Source organism: Sessilibacter sp. MAH1 (assembly GCF_054658315.1).
The window spans coordinates 275,132-295,687 of record NZ_BAAGIC010000004.1 but is presented as its reverse complement, the minus strand read 5'-3'; the positions used below and the strand labels follow the sequence as shown (position 1 = coordinate 295,687).

The following is a 20,556-nucleotide window of genomic DNA, read 5'->3' as shown; positions in this document are numbered from 1 at the left end:
GAATTTATGGTCATCCATAAAAAAACCGCTCTTTCGAGCGGTTTTTCAGTCAACGCAATATCACACTGTCTTAGTTAAGATCAGCTTCCAAGCTAACTCCAGAGTACGTGGAGAATGCATGGATACTTACATACCAAGTACCAGCAGCTGGGCTATTGATTGTACAGCTTTCGTTGTTGCCATTTAGGAATGGGCGACAATTAAAGGTAGATGTGGTTGGTTGGCTACCAAATCTTACGTACAAGTCAGCATCGCCTGTGCCGCCAAACATAGACGCGTTCAGGCTTGAGGTACCAGCAGGAACTTGAATGGTGTAGTGGCGCCAAGTGTTGGTGTTACCTGAAAGGTTTGATTGACTGATGCTCGCCGAGCCTCCAGCTGGAGCAGTGAAGCTACCGGTCAGAGATACACCAGAGAACGTGCTGAATGCGCGAACTAAAACATGGTAAGTACCGGCTTGAACATTGGTGATGTTACAAGTCTCGTTGTTACCGTTTAGGAACGGACGACAATCAAATGTGCTAGTCGTTGGAGCAGAGCCGAAACGAACGTAAAGGTCAGCGTCGCCTGTACCGCCAGCGATATTGAAGCTTAGGCCAGTTGCGCCAGCAGGAACTTCAAGTGTGTAACGAATTTCAGTGCCAGTTGCACCAGAAAGACCAGTAACTGCAACGCCGTTGGTTAGAGTAGAACCGCCGGTGCCGCCACCGCTACCGCCGCCGGAAGCCATAGCAACTGCCGCCGCTGCGTTTACGATACCAACACCACAACCGCTACAAGTGCCTGGGAAAGGACGTGCAGTTGCTTTCAGGATAGATTCTACTTCGTCTGGAGTGATACCTGGATCAACCGCGTAAAGTAACGCTGCTGCACCAGCAACGTGAGGCGTTGCCATACTGGTACCTTGGTAAAACGCATAGGTATCAGAGCCAGGAGTAGTAGTACCAGTGTTTAGCGTAGAAAGCACACCATTACTGGTTGTAGTGGTCTCGCCACCAGGAGCAGCCACATCAACTAGGTTACCGAAGTTTGAGTAGAACGCTTTGCTACCGTTGCGGTTAGTTGCAGCTACAGCAATAACGCCGTTACAGTTTGCAGGGTTAGCGTTAGAGACGTTAACGTTAGAGTTACCAGCAGCAACAACAACAGTAGTACCCAAAGAGCGAGCTGTGTTGATCGCAGCTTGAGTGGTTGCGCTACAAGCACCGCTGCCACCTAGACTCATGTTAAGTACGTTTGCCGGGTTAGCGTTGGCTGGTAGACCACTAACGGTACCACCTGCACCCCAGATGATACCGTCAGCGATATCGGAGGTGAAACCACCACAACGGCCTAGTACACGAATAGGCACAACCTTGGCGGTATAAGCAACACCAGAAACACCAACGCCGTTGTTACCAACTGCCGCAACCGTACCTGCTACGTGAGTACCGTGCCAAGAACTGTTGCTGGCTGGGCTACCGGCACCACAAGCACCCGCTGGTTCCCAGTCGCCTTGGTCGCGAGCATCACTGTCACGACCATTACCGTCTTGGGCGGTAGTCGCGTCAGAAATCATGTCATAACCTGGAAGAATGTTAGGAGCAAGGTCGGCGTGAGGGCGGTAACCCGTATCGATAACACCAACCACAGCGCCAGTACCGGTAGTTACATCCCAAGCCGCTGGTAGGTTTAGACCACCGGTAGACTCAAAGTAGTGCCATTGTTCGTTGTAACGAGGATCATTTGGCGTTGCCAAAGGATGCATTAGTAAGTCTGGTTCAGCGTATTCAACATTTGGATCGGTCATGATTTCGCTGATGATTGAATCGATTTCTTTTTGCGATTTGAAACCGTCCATTTTTAACAATTGGCCACCGGTCGATAAACGACGCATATGCTCAAAGGTAGTGCCTGTGGCGCGACCCATACGGTTGACTTGAACAGTGCTCATGGTTTCTGCACTGGCAAGCTCAGACGAGTCTTTGTACTTAACAATAATGCGGTTAGTAACAGATTGTGATTGAGCAGGAGTAGCAAAAGCTTGTTCGAATTCAGGCATAGCTGCGAAGCTTAGGCTTGATGCAGCAGACAAAGCCACGGCGCTGATTGCAAATGCAAGGCGCTTAGATGACTTTTGCCATGATTTTTTAATGACGGGTAACATAACTGTCCTCATAACATGGTCTAACATTGTCGAATGTAAATTAAGATTGCCGTTGGCCAACAGCTAACTCCGCCCTATTCAAAGCACGAGAAAATCCTGCCTCATTCAAAGAAGCATGAGCGGAAGAAATCAAAGAATTAATTTAATGATTTACCGGGTTTTTGAAGATGCATAAATTTGTCTTCTTCAACCCAGCGAATATTGTCTAACGTTTTTACAGACTCTATAAATTTATTCAGCGCAGCTTCACTTAAAGTGGGTTTCATAATTAAAACCCAGCGACTTGCCGAGCTGTGTTCGGCTTTTTCGAAACTCGTATCACACGGCTTTAAATCAGAAATTTCAGAAAGCATAGTTTCACTTTCTGTATCGCTAAGCGGCGTATCAAACATAATAATCACGCGTTGAGCAGGTTGTGCCATAGATATCGCGGATAGCCCAAAAATTAATAAACCCAAAAAAATAGAAGCAATGTTTCGTGCGGTCATCTTCATAATGTCAATCTGTGTAGTTTTTGCTAATTATTAGTATCAGCAAAACAATTCTGAAAAATAAACCTCGCTCACAGTCAGTATGCCAACCGGTGCGACAATTTATTGGCCCAACTTGTTTGAGTCTTAAATACCTGCGATGTTCTGTGATCAAAAAACATCTTCTCAAATAGGCCAAGAGTCTTTCAGAAACAATAAATCCAGCTTCGGTAAACGCTTAAATTGATTATCTAGTGAAACGTTGAACCGAATAACTTCCTCATCCTATGCCTTAATTCTTAAGTTTAACAGTCCTGTTAGTAAGCCAGCTAAATACAAAAATTGAGGTGTATGAAGTTGAAATTTTAGAGAATTAGTATACAGCCCAGATTTTTAAAGAATAATTTTGACCAGTGTTTGCAAGTAATGGTCAAGTATCTTCATAAATTTCGACTTTTAACGTGAAATAGCCAAATTAATAGCGAGCTAATTTCATTACCTGTTAAATATTTCAGGATTAAATTTAGTTTCAAATTACTGAAATTAATTACCGATTTGAGACCTAATCGTCGTTGTTGGTAATTCGTCTTAAACGCTCAAATTTTTGACTATTATTGCTATTTATTCTTATTTTTTTTGGAACAGAACTTCGTTCTCTATAAAATAGATTTTTTATTAGTTTTCAAAATAGCGCGACCGCAATCGTAAAATTCACCCAAACCACCGTGGTTATTACCAAGTTTTTTTCAACCATTTCATAAACACTAACACCAATCCTTCCTAGGTAGGGTGATTCTTCAGATCACCAGTTTTATCTCGTCGAATTTATTAATCATAGGCTTGGCAATGGAAACCGAAACCCAGAGGCATAACCGACGTGTAATTTCCGGATGGCTAACCGCAGAAATTAACGATAGGAATTTCCGCGATGGTTTAGGTGCCCATATTAGAATGTGTGTTCTGAATGCTTTACAAAAAATTAACGTTGAGATGAAAAAACTCAATGCTGAACTGATTGAAAAAGAAGGCTTAGTTCCCGGCAGAAACTATGTGCTGTTTTATGGAAAAGGCGGAAACGCTTTTGATTGTGTTTTAGATCCAACAGGCGATAAAGCAACCCAAGATGGCGGAGGAACCTCCGACTGGGACACACAGATAGTGATTGATCCTTGGTTGCCGGAAAATATTCAGAATAAAATCTACGCAACTGTTGAAGATTTGGTGCAGGAGATTTTTCAATCTACAGCCATATATATTGTCCAACAAGAGCAACTACCAGAATATAAAGCCAACTCGTTTCCTCACGACTTTGTCGAACAAATAGTGGATGATTGGAATAACAGCACAAATAGCTTAAAAAATAATTATTCTTTAAGTTTAGATTCGCCACAAAGCTTTAGAAAAATATTCGATCACGATAAAACAGGTTTATGGATAAACAACAATCAAAGCTTACCTGCCTCTGCCAATATTAAACGTCAGTGGATATCGGGCATAACATTTAATGACGCAATCAAACCCTTTGTCTTGTGGCGACTAGGTTACACGTGGCATGCAGAAGTTAAAACGAGTATTTCCGTACCAAATCAAAGCGACGCTTTAAAAAAGCCTATATTAATGGAGCTTATCGACGTTACTATTCCGCGGTCAAACACCATTGAAGCCATTGAGGTATGGTCGGCGTTAGAGAATCAACACATTCAAGTAGAACACGTTAAAGTTTCAGTTACCGACAAGCAACAACTATTAACCTCCGTAACATTACCTCTCCCGAATTTCTTTTATCATCTTTCAGAAGTCGTCGAAATGATGTGTGAAATTGCTGATGGTTCTTCTAATCATAAAGATAAGTTTCCAAAAAGAATTAAACGCTTTGTTGGTATTTGGGATGCTTTTCCACAGTCGCGACCGAAAATCATTTCATTAGTGTTAAAACGCGTAGGTGTTGATTCAAAAGATGACATCATCGATCAAAATTATCAGGTTGGTGATGGCGTTATAGCTAAACTGATAAACGACTACATTCTCGGTACCAATGCTTGGCAAAATATGATTGCAGAGCTTGACGACGATAGTGATCCAGACAGCCCGTATTTACTGGTCAAAAAAATGATGGCTTACGTTGCAGAACAAGCCTTTGAAAGTAGCTCTGGTTTTGACGATGCTAATACCATTAATGCACAGCGAGTTGAGCAGGCAAGAAACAATTATCGTGAATTTGTGAACGGACCGGTATTGGCGCTTTTAAATCAGGCTTTTCTTAACTCAGAAATACTTCGTGGTGCAATTGGCATTGCCAGTGATGATTTAACGTTGTTAGATTTTGTTGCCGAAAATAATGTTTTGCAAATTCGCAGTGTTGGTTTTTCGGGTGTGGATAAAGCTGCGATTTTTCGTGTAAAAAATTTAATCGATTTAAAACTGGTAACGGCAAATTTTCGCTCACTGTTCGAACAAAAATTTGATAATACCTCTTTGACTCTTAGTTTTCGTAATTATCAAGTAGAAAAACTGGGCCGCTATTTTTACGAATGCATATTTATTGTGTTTAATAAAGATAAGGCCGATAGTTTTATTACATTAACAACCGGCGATGACGTGCAAATTTCAGCTGCACAGGCGCCCAATAATCTTAAAAAACAAGTTGCCGCCCTCGAAGATATTGGTCGGCAACGTAAAGTGGCTGCATCCCTTATCGACGATTATCTCATTCGTACATCACTCAGCCGGCAATACGAGGCCATTAAAAAGCTTGTAGATGTAACCTAGCTTGCACCTATAGCCCGGAGAATTGGTTTCTAAAAAGTAATTTTAAGTATTAATGAGTTTCACGGAATAAATTATGACTAAGGTAACTATTTTCGGTAAACAGTATAATGACGATTCCCCCAACTTATACGATAAAGAAGTACAAATAGAATCGGACGTTATTGTTTCTGCGGTAATTCTCGGCTTTTCGATGACTCGATTTTATCAACAACAACACTGTCAGTTCGATATAGAACATCCCAACGCAAGCGATGTAGGTTCACCTGAAAAAGAAGATAAGATTATCCAAGATTGGCACAAGTTTGAAACCGTATTAAGTGCCATGTCTGCCGCGCTTGATCGGTATTGCGAGGGTAGTGGCGATTGGTTAAAAGATGGACAATCACCCAAGGGTGCCGAAGGCGAATTAATTACTGGTAGAAGTGGTGGACATCGACAAAATCCCACTGAACGTGAAAGCCCATTAACCTACAGTAAAGCGGCAATGTTAAATAATGCCGAGCGAAATAAAGACTCTGTTTATAGTGGACGTGGTGCCTACACCGGTTTAGTCGATAATCCAGAAAAAGCGGATAATAATTTGTATCCAACCATGCGCGTTGAAGTTAATAAAACAGAACGCCCTTGGCCGGGAAAACACGACGAATATTGGGGATTGATTGCTCCAACTGGCAACGAGCAAATTAACTTAGATCCCAATCCCGCCAAAGGAATGGGCCCCATGCCGCAAAATACTCCTCGTGACGTAAAAGTTGGTTATATGCATGGCATGTGCACCGCAATTACCCACTGTGAACAGCAAGGGCCTTGGTGTACTCCCTATGAAATGGCTACAGGTTTACAAACCACAAAAATGGCTTCGTGTTTTCCGTGTACAACGTATATGTACAGTTCGGGATACGTTCCTTCATCCATTCATTTAGGTCGCGGGGAATCATGGGTGCCACCCAGAAGTGGGCAGCGCTTAGAAGTAAATCGATACTCCAATAGTCAACCGGTGGAGCCGTTAAATACCAATTGCGATGAAAATATTTGCGGGAATTTATCAGAATCTTGGCATAGGTCCATTTATCATTTGTTGGTGTTAGGCAGCGAAATAATATGTAATGCAAGAGCTTCGGAATTCTTCGAGACAGTACATATTAATAGAGCTTTCGAGCTTTCAGAACAACTGGAAAAATACAGTTCGAAAGAACAACAGGCCACTCTTGATATTAATACACAAGGCGGTGCGTTTTTCCTAGATGCGTTATCAGTACACGACAGTGAATTAAATCGGTTACAGCGAACACTAGAACCGGCCTGTAAAACCTATGAATTTATGGAGCGTTATATTTTTCGAACGAAAGAAAATGTACCTTCGAAAGAAAATGCACCACCGAAAGAAGCCAATCACGATTAGCTCAAATCGAACAAAATAACTGTGTATTAAAACTAAAGGTAAGTGTGAGAAATATTGAGCAAAATCGATCGGATAATTTTGAATCTAAAAGGCGTCAAAGTAGAGCGTCAGCTTTTTATTCGCGATAAAAAACAAACCGAATTGGGGCAGTTTTTTGCTGCGTTTAAAAAAAACGGCTCAAGTATTTTTAAACCGCCATTCTTGCAGTAGACTCCTTAGATGATTTGTCATCTATTTAGAGGATTTTATGAGTGGCAACGTTGTTAATCTTTCCCAAGAACAAATAGACTCTTACTGGATGCCTTTTACAGGCAACCGTCATTTCAAAAAAGACCCACGTATCGTTGTTGCAGCAGAAGGGTGTTACTACACCAGCGCTGATGGCCGCAAAGTATTTGATGGACTTTCTGGCTTATGGACAACCGGCGCGGGCCATTCCAGAAAAGAAATCAATCAAGCTGTAGCCGACCAAGTTGCTCGTCTGGATTATTCGCCAGCGTTTCAATTTGGGCATCCTAAAGCGTTTGAATACGCACACCGAATTACCCAATTTATGCCTGCGGGGCTTAATCGCGTATTTTTTACAGGGTCGGGTAGTGAAGCCGCCGACACTGCATTAAAAATAGTGCGCGCCTATTGGCGCAAAAAAGGCTTGGCAAGTAAAACCAAAATTATTGGTCGTGTAAAAGGCTACCACGGTGTTAACTACGGTGGCACAAGCGTTGGCGGTATTCCCGGTAACAAAGCGTGGTTTGGTAGTGGTTTAGAAACCTACCATCTGCCGCACACCATGATTCCCGGTAATGAATTCTCTAAAGGCGAACCCGAAACCGGTGCCGAGTGCGCGAACTACCTGCTCGATTTAATTAACCTGCACGATGCCAGTAACATCGCCGCCGTAATGATTGAACCCATGTCTGGTTCTGCCGGTGTTATTCCGCCGCCAAAAGGCTACCTAAAACGTATCGAACAGATCTGTCGAGATAACAACATATTGTTAATTTTCGATGAAGTTATCACTGGTTTTGGCCGTTTAGGCTACAAAACAGGTTCAGAAGCCTACGATATACAGCCCGACATCATTAACATCGCCAAACAAATGACCAACGGCGTTATACCCATGGGCGGGGTGGTTTGTAAGCAAGAAATCTACGACACCTTTATGGAAACCGGTGGCCCAGAGTATCAACTAGAACTGCCCCACGGTTACACCTACTCTGCGCATCCCGTGGCGTGTGCGGCGGGTTTGGCAACCTTAGATCTTATTGAACGCGAAGGTCTTATCGAGCGTTCACGCAGCTTGGCGCCGGTTTTAGAACGATGCATTCACGAATTAAAAGGTTTACCAACCGTAACGGATATTCGTAACTGCGGTATGGCCGGTGCGCTTACTCTAGAAGCCTATCCCGGTGAGCCAACGCGTCGTCCCATTGAGATTGTGTTAAAAATGTGGGAAAAAGGTTTCTACGTTCGAAACGGTGGCGATACCCTACAATTTGCCGTGCCGTTTATTGCCACAGAACAAGAAATCAGCGATCTATTCAGTGCATTGGGCGACTGCTTAAAAGCACAGTAAATAACAAGCTCTGGTTAACTCAAAAACGACTTAATCAGAGTTTCATCCGACCTTATCTCTGCCATTAGCTGTTTTATCTTTCAAAGTCCTCCCAGCGTCATAGTTCGTGGAGTAGTTTCTTAATACAGCTCTTGGTGTAATCTCTTAATTTAGAAGGTACAAATAACAGTATCTTCTAAATTACTCTAGAAAAGTCTTCGTAATCTGCTAATCTCAGCCTCCGTCATGTGCGTATTGTTGTCGTTAGTTTTAATAATCTATTGCAGAAGCCGAAAAGACATTAGCGGTTCTTTTAATAAAAACTCTTACATTCCATTAAAAAACCATAAACCCAAAGAGCTGAGTATGAGTAACATCTACGGTAAAAAATGTGTAACCACCTTAAAAAAGGGCAGTTTACTTTCAACACTACTGTATTTTATGGCGGCGAGTGCGCAGGCAACGCTTTCAGAAGGTGAAATAGCTCCGCAATTTGCATTGCAAGCTTCTAAGGCAGGCCAAGAATTCTCATTCGATTTACAAGAGGCCCTAAAAACCGGGCCAGTGGTTGTGTACTTTTATCCGCGAGCATTTACCGCAGGTTGCACCGTAGAAGCACACACTTTTGCCGAAGCCTCAGACGACTTCGCCGAATTAAATACCACCATTATTGGTGTCTCTACCGACGACATTAAAACCCTAAACGAATTCTCGGTTTCTGAATGTCGCAATAAATTCGCCGTGGCCGCAGACACAGACGCTACCGTAACCCGCGCCTACGATTCGCTAATAAAAGGTCGCGACGACATTGCCGATCGAGTCTCATACGTTATCGCACCGAGTGGTGAAATCATCCACGTACTGCACGACTCAGCACCCAAAGGGCACATCTCACAAAGCCTAACCGCAATAAAAAACTGGCAAGCAACACACGAATAAGAATCGCCAATACTACGTAAAATAATTTTTAATTGATGTTTGTTGTAAAAGACTTATCAACTCTCACACTAAAAGTTCAAATTAATCGGGGCTTTCAGTGTGAGAGATAATATTCGATAAAACGTGCTTATATGCACAAGATTTCAAGTTGAAGACAAGGTTAATTAATAAGGTTCAACCTGTTGTGCGAAAATTTCCGAAATGCTCTTTTCTAATGCATGGATTGCATTCTTCGCTCCTCCATAAAAAATTAGGGTTTTATCCACTTATTCGGTTGAAGCTAAATTCGCCACCAAACTTCTGATGGTCTATGGCATAAAGAGTAATTTCGGCGCGATAAGCTTGGTAAACAATAACCGTTTCGTCATCAAACTACGCCATAATGTGACGGCCAGACACTGGCCAATGTTTTAGTTGATCTAAATATTTTCCTGTTTGTATAAGTTCTTTATTTGGTTCTACTGCTCATAAATTACATTAATTGCTATTGAGCAATTCTACAATTATTTAGACATTGAGCGTTTAATGTTGTCGCGAGCTTGATCTTCAAATCTCGCTCGAAGTACTGGGGTGGAATATATTGAATCGCGAGCTAGAAATTGCTTCAGTATTTGTTTGCGCTTTTTTCGAAAAATAAAACCCGGCACAAAAGAATATTCTTTTCTAACCTGTTGTTCGTATTCATCAAATCGACTTTCGCTTGCACCCAAAATAGCAAGATCAATATCGATCAGTAATTTTTGATCGTCACCTTCCGGTAGTGCCGTGTGTTTGGTTGCCAGAATAAGTGCATTAATACGGCTTACTTTCTCACTTGCAACGCCGTACTGTTTTAACTCGTTTACCGCCCAAATTGCACTTTGCTCTTCGTTATCAGAGGCTTTTACATCGTACACCGCATCGTGAAACCACAACGCCATTTCAACCTCACCCGGCTCAATTGCACAATCAATATACTCATCAAACAGAGAAAGACATTCAGCCAAATGCTGGCCGGTATGATATTGTCTTTGTGGCTCGTTATAAGCATCTATCAGCTTTTGCCTCAACTCACTACCCGAGCCTATTGCACCAATTGCCTGCCAACAACGCTGCCATGAATTTTCAAACATAAATTACCTAAGTTTTAATACTCTAATCAACCGAGTTGTTGTCGGGCGATGGATTATCTTTTACCGAATTTAAACTAGGCCCTGACTCTTCCCAATCTTTAATATTGCTATTGGTTAAAGCAAGAAGCCTTGAAAGATACAAAATATCGTCTTGAATCTCAGAAAACTCGTCATCTTCACACTCCTCCTCTTTTATCGCTAAAAGTGAAGCTTCGTATGATTCCAGAGCAGCTCTTATATAGGTTAAATCTTTGTAGTTATATGTCATTTATTGCCCCAGCTTTTTCATATATTTCTTGAGTTCTTCCAATTTTTCAATGAAGTCAGAAAGAAGCATATCTCTATCAGGTTCAATTGCGTAATGAGTATTTCCTTCAAGATCTTTAAAAATATCCTTTGCGATAACTAAACCTTCTGCAAGTCTTGCATTTTGAGTAATTACCCACCAGCAATCCTTTTTGCTTAATGATACTTTGCTGCTTATCCCATCAAACAATGATACTCCTCCGGATTTTGATAAGACATATAGGTCTTCTTGTCCTGGCATCTTATAAGTAACTACGTCGTTTCTCTTTGATTCCTCTCTTTTCGTTCGCTTGTTATATGATTTTTGTGGCCTTGCGTCTTCTTTATAACGGACTTTACCTATTTGTTGGTCTTCATGCTGTCCCTTTCTAAAAACAACATCGACATCAAATTTATACATGTAGACAACTTTTTTCCGTTTATTTGTATTTAAGAAGTCAATAGCTTGTGATTTACTGTACGTTAAGTTGGTCGCTTTCATTGTTACTCCGTAAATTACTTAGAATACTCTGGCTTAGATATTCATAGCACTTTGCTCTGTAGTGCATTTAGACTAGGCCATGCTAGAATTATCGCCCGACGATGATGCTTTGTTAGCTGATTTTCGCGCCGATACCCCGTTGAAAGTCTTCAATAACTCTCTTTTCAAAAACGTTATCCCCAAAACTATCTAATTCATGGTTACGCAAATTATTCACAACAACATCCAATGAATCGTCTTTGTTAAAAACTTTTCCGTTTAAAAGCTTTTCAGAAATTTCTGTTGGCAGACCATATTCTTCAAGTGCAGAGAATGATGATGGTTGAAATAGGTGCTCAATTATCATAGCAAATGGCAAATAACTACATGGGCGCAAGCCTTTCAATTGCAAAACATGATTTACAACATCGTTCAGTGCTACAAGATACTTAGGATAATTGAATGAGGCCCAGCCTCTCAAAAAGGCGAGGACATTTTCCACAGCATCATCGGGCGAAGTATTTCGCTCTATCTGACTTAATATCATTTCCCGTCTAAATCGTGGCACGTTACCCGACGAGTAGAGCCGCCATATCCATAAAGTCATCATGCTTGCACTTCGCATAGAGTTCTGTCTAGCCGTTGCCGCTCCGCCTAGCTCTGTCCAAATGAGGTTGGAAGTAAGTTTAATATCATCGTATTGAGGTCTTGACGTCCACGAAAACCTTTCTAAGTCTCTAACCTCTAAAAGCATTAATGTGTTTGCTGCGCCCAATAGATATTCTGGCTCGATGCCTGAGTGTTGTTTTAGAAGGTCAACTGGAAGAGATTTTTGATTTAACAATGTGTCGACCTTTCCTCGTAAGGACGATGGAACATCTTTCTCTGGAAGATTAATTAGAATACTACTAGGTGTATTCTCGTCTGGATTGATGGCAGGTATATCAACAAAAGGAAGTTCTTCTTCAGGAGGAGCTTCAAAAACAAATATATTACCCTTGAAATGACGAAACATTCGGCCAGTTCGTCCTTTGATATTACTGAAGGTGAAAAAATCTAATGACTTTCTATTAAGCTTACTGTCGTAGATCACTACATTTTTTGCAGATGTATTTATCCCTTCAATCAGCGTAGATGTACAGAGCAATATTTTTATCTTTCCTTCTTCAAAGGCGCGGATCATGAAGCGTCCAAGAGCACGTGGAAGACGTCCGTGATGTATTCCAATTCCATGTCGAAGGGCCACAGATACTAACCATTCATCATGATAATTATCAGAAGTCCACTTTGCAGCCTCCAGCAGTTCATTTTCTTGAGTTTCTTCCAGATCCCGTATATCAAGATAAGATTTAATTAATTTTCTCGTGCTAGCAGGGGATTGGCAGTAAACCATCGTCTGGCCGTCAATTTCATCTAAAAGTTTAGCTAAAGCTTCATTCTTGTTTGGTTTTTTCTTAAGAAAATGAAGCTCAATAGCCACAGTTTGAAAGTCTTCTACCAAAAACTTGCAGTTTAGTTTCTCTTGGACGACAGCTGGTATTGACTTGATTGAAGGGCCTAATAAATAGAATTGCGCGCCTGTATTGGAGAGTCGTAGGAAAGCTTGATTTAAAAGAGTCGATCTGCCTCCATCATTTGATATTGAAAGCTTGTAAAATTCATCAATCACAAAAAAATCAATTTCGGGAATTTCTTGCTCTATAGAAATATATCGTTCTTGCGTGAGAACGAATATATTCTTTTCAGATACTTTTTGGTTACTAGAAGTGACAATCGAGTAATCATCGACAAATCTCGACATTCTTCTTCTAGTTTCTTCTACAAGCGCCAAGGTTGGAACTATTAAAACAACATTATTAAAATTTCGTGCTGATATAATTATGTCAATTAAAAGGCTTTTACCAAATGATGTAGGCGCACTTAAAATTACTGAAGCACCAGACATAAGCCAGTTCAAAACACGCGCTTGTGATCTATGTAAAACATAGTCACCCATTGACCCGTCAGCTCGATGGGCAGCGTGCATAAGTGCGTTTCTTAAAGAAAGATCCTCAAGATCCGAAACATATGGATAGAGTCCTACTTGCATCGTCAAATCATTTAATATATTTCTATAGGATTGACTGAGTAAATATTGGTATTCAAGAGCGCGGATTACGAGGTCACGAGCTAGGTGGATACTGGAAGAGCAAATACTAGCTATATCTGAAAGAACAGTGAAAGGATCGTCTCTTGCCCATCTATCTGATTTTAGCTTTTCACGAATTTCAACGATATTGCTCATATTTGTAACGCCTTAAGCCGGACATCGAGAGCTGCTATTAAGAGTTTCTTTTCTTTTAGAGGTACGAAAATCACATGAACTACAAGTGGAAACTCTTGATCGAATCTGTTTTTATACTCGGTTCTAATCTTTGCTCTTAAACGAGTATATGAACCTATGATCTCGTCTTCAATTTTTTCTTTGTATTCCTCATCGTTGCATATACTAGTCCCGACTGCATCGCTGTCATAGGTAAGTAGTATAGGAATACAGACCTTTTTAAATACAGAATCCAGCGATGTGTTTTCATGTAACAACTTATTAAGTTTGTTTGCTTCTGGCCAAGAAGGATCAACTTTATTTTTTATGAGAATAAACTCTGATCTCAAGTAATCGGTCTCTAGATGATCGATTATCTCTTTAGAAACATCATAAATAGCCTTTGTTATATTTTCATAGAACTTTGTTTCTCCAATCCACAGCTCAAGATCGTCATCCTTTCTTACAACGTGTACAGCATCAAATCCCTTTACTGTTTCATTAACTGCACTCTTGTAATAAATTTTGCTAACAGCTGGCAGGGTTTCATACACTTGACGAATAGCTATGTGCAGCAGTAGTTCACCAAATTCCCCTCTCAATCCATACTTTTCTGTTTGATAAACTATTTTTGCTGCTTTTTTTGTCATCCTTAAAGCGTTTGCATGTCCGATTTCGCTTAATTCTGAATAATCCAATGCGAACTCCGGCAGCCATTCCATCATATGATCTGCTAACTGGTCATTTCTCCAATTCCCACGTTCAAATCCTGCGCAGAGAGCTAAATCATCTCCCAGTCCATTGACTTCATGAAAGATAATTTCTAAAAAATCGTCTGGATGATCCATTTAGTTCCTTTTGTAGTTAGATATGATTAACACTGGTTAGGTGGGTGATAATCTAATGGAAGTCTCTTAAGTATATGCAGCAACATATCTTCATTAGTATTTATATTTCGAGCGGCTTTTTCCGAAAACTATCTTGAAAGCTATTTCTCGTCAATAATTCTTCTAGTTTGGCACAAAATTCATTTTTCCTTCTTGAAAGATGTGATGTTTATCTTAAAGATTTGACGTTTTCTAGCTGTTTAATTGACCAATTTTCACTGTGAGGAAAGGAGGTTGCTTTGACGGGTCGGTTAAGTATTTTTTGTCTTTCTGAGTGGGGAGTTTGAAAAGTTCTATGATATTTCTTGACTCGAACTGAGGCAGGGGATATTTAAGGGTGGTTAGAAAATTTATCGTCATTAATTATCTGATTTTTGGCTCTGTCTATTCTGGCAAAAAATATGTGTTACAGGGTTTGGTGATTTTTTCTTTAGTTTTAAGAGAAAGACTTCTCTTCTTAATATTAAGTTTAGTACCTATTTTAATAACCCACGTTTTGTCTTTGGAGCTAAGATTTTTTAAAACAAGCGCAGCTTAGCTGCGACTTGTGATTTTACTTATTAGCATTTATTTCGTCAAAAGGTGGTGTTAGTAGTGACGCTAATGGAATGGAAACATTTCCCTTTATCTCTTCTGATTTATATAAGTCACAAAGTCGATTTAGTTCCAATTCATACATATACGAACTTTCTTCGTAGTCATCACTATCTACAGTGTCGGATTGACTCAAAAAGTCGTTAAACTTAATGGCTTTCTGTAATGCTTGTATACAAATAGCAAGGCTTTTCTCATTTACTATTGGCATTTAAACTCCTGAGCTTAATATCAGAATTAATTGCTAAAGCGTCAAGCGCTTCTGTAATTTACTTATCATTCTCAAACAATCTTGCCCATATTCTAATGCCACGTTCACCAATTGAAAGTATCGAAAAACCTATCAATATTAAGGTCCATACAGGGAATTCATAATAATTTATTGCGATTGATGAAATTGCAATTGGAATTATTATAAATAAGATCCAATACGAACCAACAATGCAGTTTTCTGATTTTATTCGTTTAAACTTTTTTCATGTTGGGATATATGCTCGGGTTTTTTATTTTGTGCTCATGAATAATTTTTTAATCATTCCAAAGCCATGCTGCGCCTCTTACGCCAGATGAATCGCCGTGTTGGGCTTTTTTTACAGGCGTTATAAATTCTTTGCCAAGTACCCAAGGTTCTATGTGTTGATTTAAATCTTCGTACAAAGCATTAATGTTCGACATGCCGCCACCCAATACAAAAATATCGGGGTCGATTATGTTAGCAAGCATAGCGAGTGATTTTGCGAGCCTTATTTTGTAGTGATTAAACGATTGTTGTGCAGAAGGCTCACCGGAATTTGCTTGGTTTATTATGGCTTCGCCGGTGAGTTGTTGGCCGGTTGCTAAAAAATGTTGGTGTTGAAATCCCGAGCCCGATAAATAGGTTTCTATGCAGCCGCGTTGGCCACAAAAACATTCGGCACCGGGGAATTCTTCTGCATTCATGTACGGCAGTGTTACGTGGCCCCATTCACCGGCCAAAAAATTTCTGCCATTAACAACTTTTGCATTTATTGCTAAACCGCCGCCAACGCCGGTACCTAAAATAATGGCAAATACGGTTTGGTAACCGGCGCCTGCGCCATCGGTTGCTTCTGATACGGCCAAACAATTGGCGTCGTTAGCAAAGCGAATTTCGCGTTTTAATGCCGTTTGTAAATCGTGATCAAAGGCTTGGTCATTTAACCACGTTGAGTTGGCGTTGCGTACGTATCCGGTTTTGGGTGAAAAAGACCCCGGCATAGATACACCCACGGTGCAGGTTATACCCACAGCCGCTTCGGCGTTTGCACATACGTTGGCGATGGCCGAAATGGTGTTTATGTAGTTGCCTTTGGGTGTGGCAATACGTTGGCGATAGTGTTCTTGGCCGTTGTCATCGATAACTAAAACTTCAATTTTAGTGCCGCCTAGGTCGATGCCTATTTTCATGAAGGTCTCTTTGTTTTGCGCTATTTTTTGATAATAAGAAGTTTAACGGCTTGGGAAAACTTGCGCTCAATGAAATAAGCGTTTGCGAATATAACGGGTTTGCAATGTGGGTTAACAATGGTTTGAAAGTGTATTTCCATGATTGCACAAGGGTCATTATTCGTACGGTTTTCTCGGAATTTGTCTATGACTTTCTACAATAATTTGTGAGAATACGCCGTTTATCTGGCTAGTGTGTTATCGACTATGAAATCTGCCCCTAAAACTGCGCCCCATTTGTTCTCTTACCCCAAGTATTGGGCGGAATGCTTTGGAGCCGCGCCGTTTTTACCAACCTCGCGACAAGAAATGGAACAACTCGGCTGGGACAGCTGCGATATTATTATCGTCACTGGCGATGCCTATGTTGATCATCCGTCATTTGGTATGGCGGTTATGGGGCGCTTGTTAGAGGCGCAGGGCTTTCGCGTGGGTATTATCAGCCAGCCCGATTGGCGTTCTAACGATGATTTTATGGCTTTAGGTAAGCCGAATTTGTATTTTGGTGTTACCGCCGGAAATATGGATTCGCTGATTAACGCCTACACCGCTGATTTGCGTTTGCGCAGCGACGATGCCTACACGCCATTAGGTGAGGCCGGTAAGCGCCCAGATCGCGCGGTAATTGTGTACAGCCAGCGCTGTAAAGCCTGCTGGAAAGACGTGCCCATCGTGATTGGTGGTATTGAGGCAAGCCTACGTCGTATTGCCCAGTACGATTATTGGAGCAACAGTGTGCGCCGCTCGGTTTTGGTGGATTCTACCGCCGATATTCTTCTGTACGGTAACGCCGAGCGCGCCATTGTTGAATTGAGCCACCGCTTAGCCGATGGCGAGCCTATTTCCTCTATCAGAGATTTACGCGGTACCACGGTGTTGATTGATCACACGCCGGGTGGTTACTCTGAGCTGGATTCTTCGCGTATCGATTGGCCGGGAAAAATAGACCAGATTCCAAGCCCTTATGAAACCGTGCATCAGCAACAAAAAGTTGATGCCGATGGTAATGTTATTGACAGCAAAAATGTTGGTGAAAACACCGAAGAAACACCTGCCGAACGCAGTGATGTGGTGCGTATTGTGCCCATGCCTTTGCGCCGCTACGAGCAAGAGTTGAATCCCGATCAAACCTGTATTCGTTTACCCAGCTTTGAAAAGGTCTCTAAAGATTCGGTGTTGTACGCCCACGCTTCGCGAGTGCTGCATCAAGAATCAAACCCTCATAACGCCCGTGCGTTGATTCAAAAACACGGCAATAAAGAAATTTGGGTAAACCCGCCGCCAATCCCATTAGAAACCGACGAAATGGACGCAGTGTTTGGTTTGCCTTATGCGCGCATTCCGCATCCTAAATACGCGGGCAAGCGGATTCCTGCGTACGATATGATCAAAACTTCGGTCAATATTATGCGGGGTTGTTTTGGTGGTTGTACTTTTTGTTCCATCACCGAACACGAAGGCCGAATTATTCAAAGCCGTTCGCACGAATCGATTTTGCGAGAAATTGAAGAAATTCGCGATAAGGTTCCCGGATTTACCGGTGCGATTTCGGATTTGGGTGGGCCCACATCAAACATGTACAAGCTCAACTGCAAAGATCCAAATATTCAAGCCAACTGCCGTAAGCTGAGCTGTGTTTACCCAGAAATTTGTCCGAATTTAAAAACCGATCACTCCGAAACCACGCAGCTTTATCGCAAGGCGCGTGCGGTTGAAGGTGTGCATACAATCGCGATTGCTTCGGGCCTGCGTTACGACCTTGCTGTGGAAGACCCAGAATACGTTAAAGAATTGGTGACGCATCATGTGGGTGGCTATTTAAAAATTGCGCCCGAGCACAGCGAACAAAATACGCTGAGCAAAATGATGAAGCCCGGCATGGGAACCTATGCTCGTTTTGAGAAAATGTTTTATAAATACTCAAAAGAAGCGGGTAAAAAACAATATTTAATTCCGTACTTTATTGCCGCACATCCCGGTTGCGAAGACGAAGACATGATGAACCTTGCGGTTTGGTTAAAAACCCACGGTTTCGAAGTCGATCAGGTACAAACGTTTTATCCGTCGCCTATGTCGCTGGCCACAGCGATGTACTATTCCGGTCGTAATCCGTTAAAACGCATTACCTATAAGTCAGAAAAAATATACAGCCCCAAAAACACCGAAGAGCGTCGCGTGCAAAAGGCGTTTTTGCGTTATCACGACCCGGCCAATTGGGCGAAATTGCGCGAAGCCTTGCGTGAAATGGGTCGAGAAGATCTTATTGGTGTGGGCGATAAAAAACTGGTTCCCGGCGAAAACGAAGAATATCGCGTTCGTAAAGGCATAAAACCAAGACCTGCGCGCGGCGATAAACGCCAACAAGGTCTTGCCGGAAGAAATAAACCCAGTGCCAGTGCCGGTTCGCGCAGAAAACCAACCGGTGGTTCTGCGGGTCGTGGCCCTAATAGACCGCCGACCAAGCGTCGTTAACAAATAAAAGCAGCTCTAACTGATCTAGAGTTACCGCGGCACAAGGATGTGTCGCCAATTTAGGAGCGGTATGCAATTAAAATTGTGAAAAAATTGAAAGTCGCATTTTTAATTTCTACTGTCGATTAAATCACCTTTAATTAATCTAAAGCCACTAAAATTCGCGCACCTATAACGGGTTTTCCATTGCAAAACGAACTTACTCAATCAGAAAAAACCTCACAGACAACTCAAACCACCGCCGTGTTTATTAAAAAACTATTGTGGATTGTTGTACTAGCCATACCGCTATCTTGGTTGGTCAACGAAATCTTTCGAACCTTTGTACCTAAGATGTTGGTGACCAGCACAATTAATGGCTGGTATTTGTACGGCGATTGGGTAATAACGGCGATCCGTTATTGTGGGTATTTTGTGGCAGTGTTGCCATTAACCTTGGTCGCGACTTGGGTGTCGCGACTGTCCGTGGATGTGACACTTGCTATAGTTTTAGCGACTTTTCTAATAGTTCAGTACATTACTTTAAGTTTGTCTGATAATTATGCGAACTCAATGGCGGTATTGGTGACTGGTACTTATTTAAAATACTACATTTTTATTGTTGCGCAGTTGTTGTTATTTTTTGCGCTAAAAGGTGCGTTTTCTAAAGTAAAAACGGTTAATTGAATATTTAAATAATAAGAAAAATAGCGCTTAATCTATTCCTCGGCTAATTAGATGTTCTTTAACTAATCGTTCTTGAGCCGAGCGTTCTTAAGCTAGCCGTTCTTAAACTAGCCGTTCTTAAACCAGCAGTGCGCCACCGTCGGTAATTAAGTTGGTTCCCGTTACGTAGTCGTCATTCATTAAATAAAAATAAGAGTTAGCCATTTGTTGGCTGGTGCCTAGTCCTAATGGAATTTTGTCTTTTAATTCTTCGAGGGTTTTAAAACCTGGGCTTACTGAGTTTACGCGCAGTGGTGCCAGCTCAAGCGCTAACGATCGACATAAAGAATCTACGGCACCAGCAACCGCGCTCATGGTCGAGAATCCTTTGTGGGGTTTTATACCTAACGAACCCGAAGTCATGGTGATGCTGCCGCCGGTATTAATATTCTTGTGGATTTTTTTGACTAAATTGTATTGGCCCCAAAATTTAGTTTCAAAGGCATTACGCACATCATTGTTATTAATTTCTAAAAAGTTTTCGACGACTAATGGTGATTTAATGGTAATGGCTAAGTGATCAATATTACCGGCGATGCCTACTAAATCGGCAACGTCGCTGTCAACAGTTAAATCGACGGGAATATAATCGAAGTTATAAGACTCTTTATGTTTTGATCTTGATGAGACAATAACTCTAGCGCCGGCGTCGGATACTTTTTTTGCAAGAGCAAAACCAATGTCTGAGGTGCCACCAACAATAAGAACTGTCTTCCCTTTCATACGTTTCATCCTGAATGTTAAGCGCGAATAATAAAAAAATTATTATTCGTGGTGATGAGTTCGGATGGGGATTTTATTTACCAGAGAATAAATTAATACTGTAAATTCTTTTTTAATTGGATTTTTTACAATATTTTAACTTGTTGTTTATTGATTAATCGGGCTTATTCGGTTTGGTGCAGGCAGGTATGTAAATTAATCGATTATTTATTAAAATGTATTTATGTGAATATTTAAATGAGCATCTAAA

The 20,556-nt window shown here is 41.4% G+C and carries 16 protein-coding genes and 1 pseudogene; 6 read left to right on the top strand and 11 right to left on the bottom strand.

Translation table 11 applies throughout. From position 1 onward, the window contains the following. Positions 1-70 precede the first annotated feature (70 nt). Both ACYQ28_RS06265 and ACYQ28_RS06260 read right to left on the bottom strand, forming a co-directional pair. Positions 71-2,146, bottom strand: a complete 2,076-nt coding sequence (locus ACYQ28_RS06265) for a S8 family peptidase (RefSeq protein WP_460048863.1) — start codon at positions 2,144-2,146, stop codon at positions 71-73. Between the two features lie 137 nt (positions 2,147-2,283). Continuing rightward, on the bottom strand, positions 2,284-2,640 hold the full coding sequence (locus ACYQ28_RS06260) for a hypothetical protein (protein WP_460048862.1): 357 nt from the start codon (positions 2,638-2,640) through the stop codon (positions 2,284-2,286). Between the two features lie 822 nt (positions 2,641-3,462). Between ACYQ28_RS06260 and ACYQ28_RS06255 the strand changes: the two genes are divergently transcribed. The 4 genes from ACYQ28_RS06255 (at position 3,463) to ACYQ28_RS06240 (ending at position 9,281) form a co-directional block, all read left to right on the top strand. Beyond that, positions 3,463-5,385: a hypothetical protein gene (locus ACYQ28_RS06255; protein ID WP_460048861.1), complete on the top strand. Its 1,923-nt coding sequence runs from the start codon at positions 3,463-3,465 to the stop codon at positions 5,383-5,385. Between the two features lie 73 nt (positions 5,386-5,458). Then, positions 5,459-6,787 (top strand): hypothetical protein, encoded by a 1,329-nt coding sequence (locus tag ACYQ28_RS06250; RefSeq protein ID WP_460048860.1) that lies wholly within the window; start codon positions 5,459-5,461, stop codon positions 6,785-6,787. A 247-nt stretch (positions 6,788-7,034) separates the two neighbouring features. Further along, entirely contained in the window at positions 7,035-8,363 is a 1,329-nt protein-coding gene (gene aptA, locus ACYQ28_RS06245; protein ID WP_460048858.1) for an omega-aminotransferase AptA, read from the top strand. A gap of 345 nt (positions 8,364-8,708) precedes the next feature. Next, positions 8,709-9,281, top strand: coding sequence for a peroxiredoxin (locus ACYQ28_RS06240; protein ID WP_460048856.1), 573 nt, complete (start codon positions 8,709-8,711; stop codon positions 9,279-9,281). 258 nt (positions 9,282-9,539) lie between these two features. Here ACYQ28_RS06240 and ACYQ28_RS06235 read toward each other — a convergent pair. The 8 genes and pseudogenes from ACYQ28_RS06235 to ACYQ28_RS06200 all read right to left on the bottom strand — a co-directional run. Then, positions 9,540-9,641: pseudogene (locus tag ACYQ28_RS06235) on the bottom strand (DUF4291 family protein); the annotation flags it as partial. Between the two features lie 143 nt (positions 9,642-9,784). Next, entirely contained in the window at positions 9,785-10,393 is a 609-nt protein-coding gene (locus ACYQ28_RS06230; RefSeq protein WP_460048855.1) for an HD domain-containing protein, read from the bottom strand. A gap of 22 nt (positions 10,394-10,415) precedes the next feature. Next, on the bottom strand, positions 10,416-10,661 hold the full coding sequence (locus tag ACYQ28_RS06225) for a hypothetical protein (RefSeq protein ID WP_460048854.1): 246 nt from the start codon (positions 10,659-10,661) through the stop codon (positions 10,416-10,418). Then, positions 10,662-11,180, bottom strand: coding sequence for a hypothetical protein (locus ACYQ28_RS06220; protein WP_460048852.1), 519 nt, complete (start codon positions 11,178-11,180; stop codon positions 10,662-10,664). Positions 11,181-11,292: 112 nt separating this feature from the next. After that, positions 11,293-13,443, bottom strand: coding sequence for a DEAD/DEAH box helicase (locus ACYQ28_RS06215; protein WP_460048850.1), 2,151 nt, complete (start codon positions 13,441-13,443; stop codon positions 11,293-11,295). Further along, positions 13,440-14,309 (bottom strand): HamA C-terminal domain-containing protein, encoded by an 870-nt coding sequence (locus ACYQ28_RS06210; protein ID WP_460048848.1) that lies wholly within the window; start codon positions 14,307-14,309, stop codon positions 13,440-13,442. Before ACYQ28_RS06210 ends, ACYQ28_RS06215 begins: the two co-directional genes overlap by 4 nt. Positions 14,310-14,901: 592 nt before the next feature. Next, positions 14,902-15,153: a hypothetical protein gene (locus ACYQ28_RS06205; RefSeq protein ID WP_460048847.1), complete on the bottom strand. Its 252-nt coding sequence runs from the start codon at positions 15,151-15,153 to the stop codon at positions 14,902-14,904. A gap of 317 nt (positions 15,154-15,470) precedes the next feature. Continuing rightward, a complete protein-coding gene (locus ACYQ28_RS06200; RefSeq protein WP_460048845.1) occupies positions 15,471-16,367 on the bottom strand; it encodes an ROK family protein in 897 nt (298 codons plus the stop codon). A 246-nt stretch (positions 16,368-16,613) separates the two neighbouring features. On the opposite strand from ACYQ28_RS06200, the gene ACYQ28_RS06195 reads away from it, so the two are divergent. Both ACYQ28_RS06195 and ACYQ28_RS06190 read left to right on the top strand, forming a co-directional pair. After that, complete coding sequence (locus ACYQ28_RS06195) at positions 16,614-18,878, top strand: YgiQ family radical SAM protein (RefSeq protein WP_460048843.1); 2,265 nt, start codon at positions 16,614-16,616, stop codon at positions 18,876-18,878. Between the two features lie 186 nt (positions 18,879-19,064). Then, positions 19,065-19,544 (top strand): hypothetical protein, encoded by a 480-nt coding sequence (locus ACYQ28_RS06190; protein ID WP_460048841.1) that lies wholly within the window; start codon positions 19,065-19,067, stop codon positions 19,542-19,544. A gap of 117 nt (positions 19,545-19,661) precedes the next feature. Here ACYQ28_RS06190 and ACYQ28_RS06185 read toward each other — a convergent pair whose 3' ends face one another. Then, the gene (locus ACYQ28_RS06185) at positions 19,662-20,306 is read right to left on the bottom strand and encodes an SDR family oxidoreductase (protein ID WP_460048840.1); all 645 of its coding nucleotides are present in this window, start codon (positions 20,304-20,306) and stop codon (positions 19,662-19,664) included. Between the last annotated feature and the right edge of the window lie 250 nt (positions 20,307-20,556).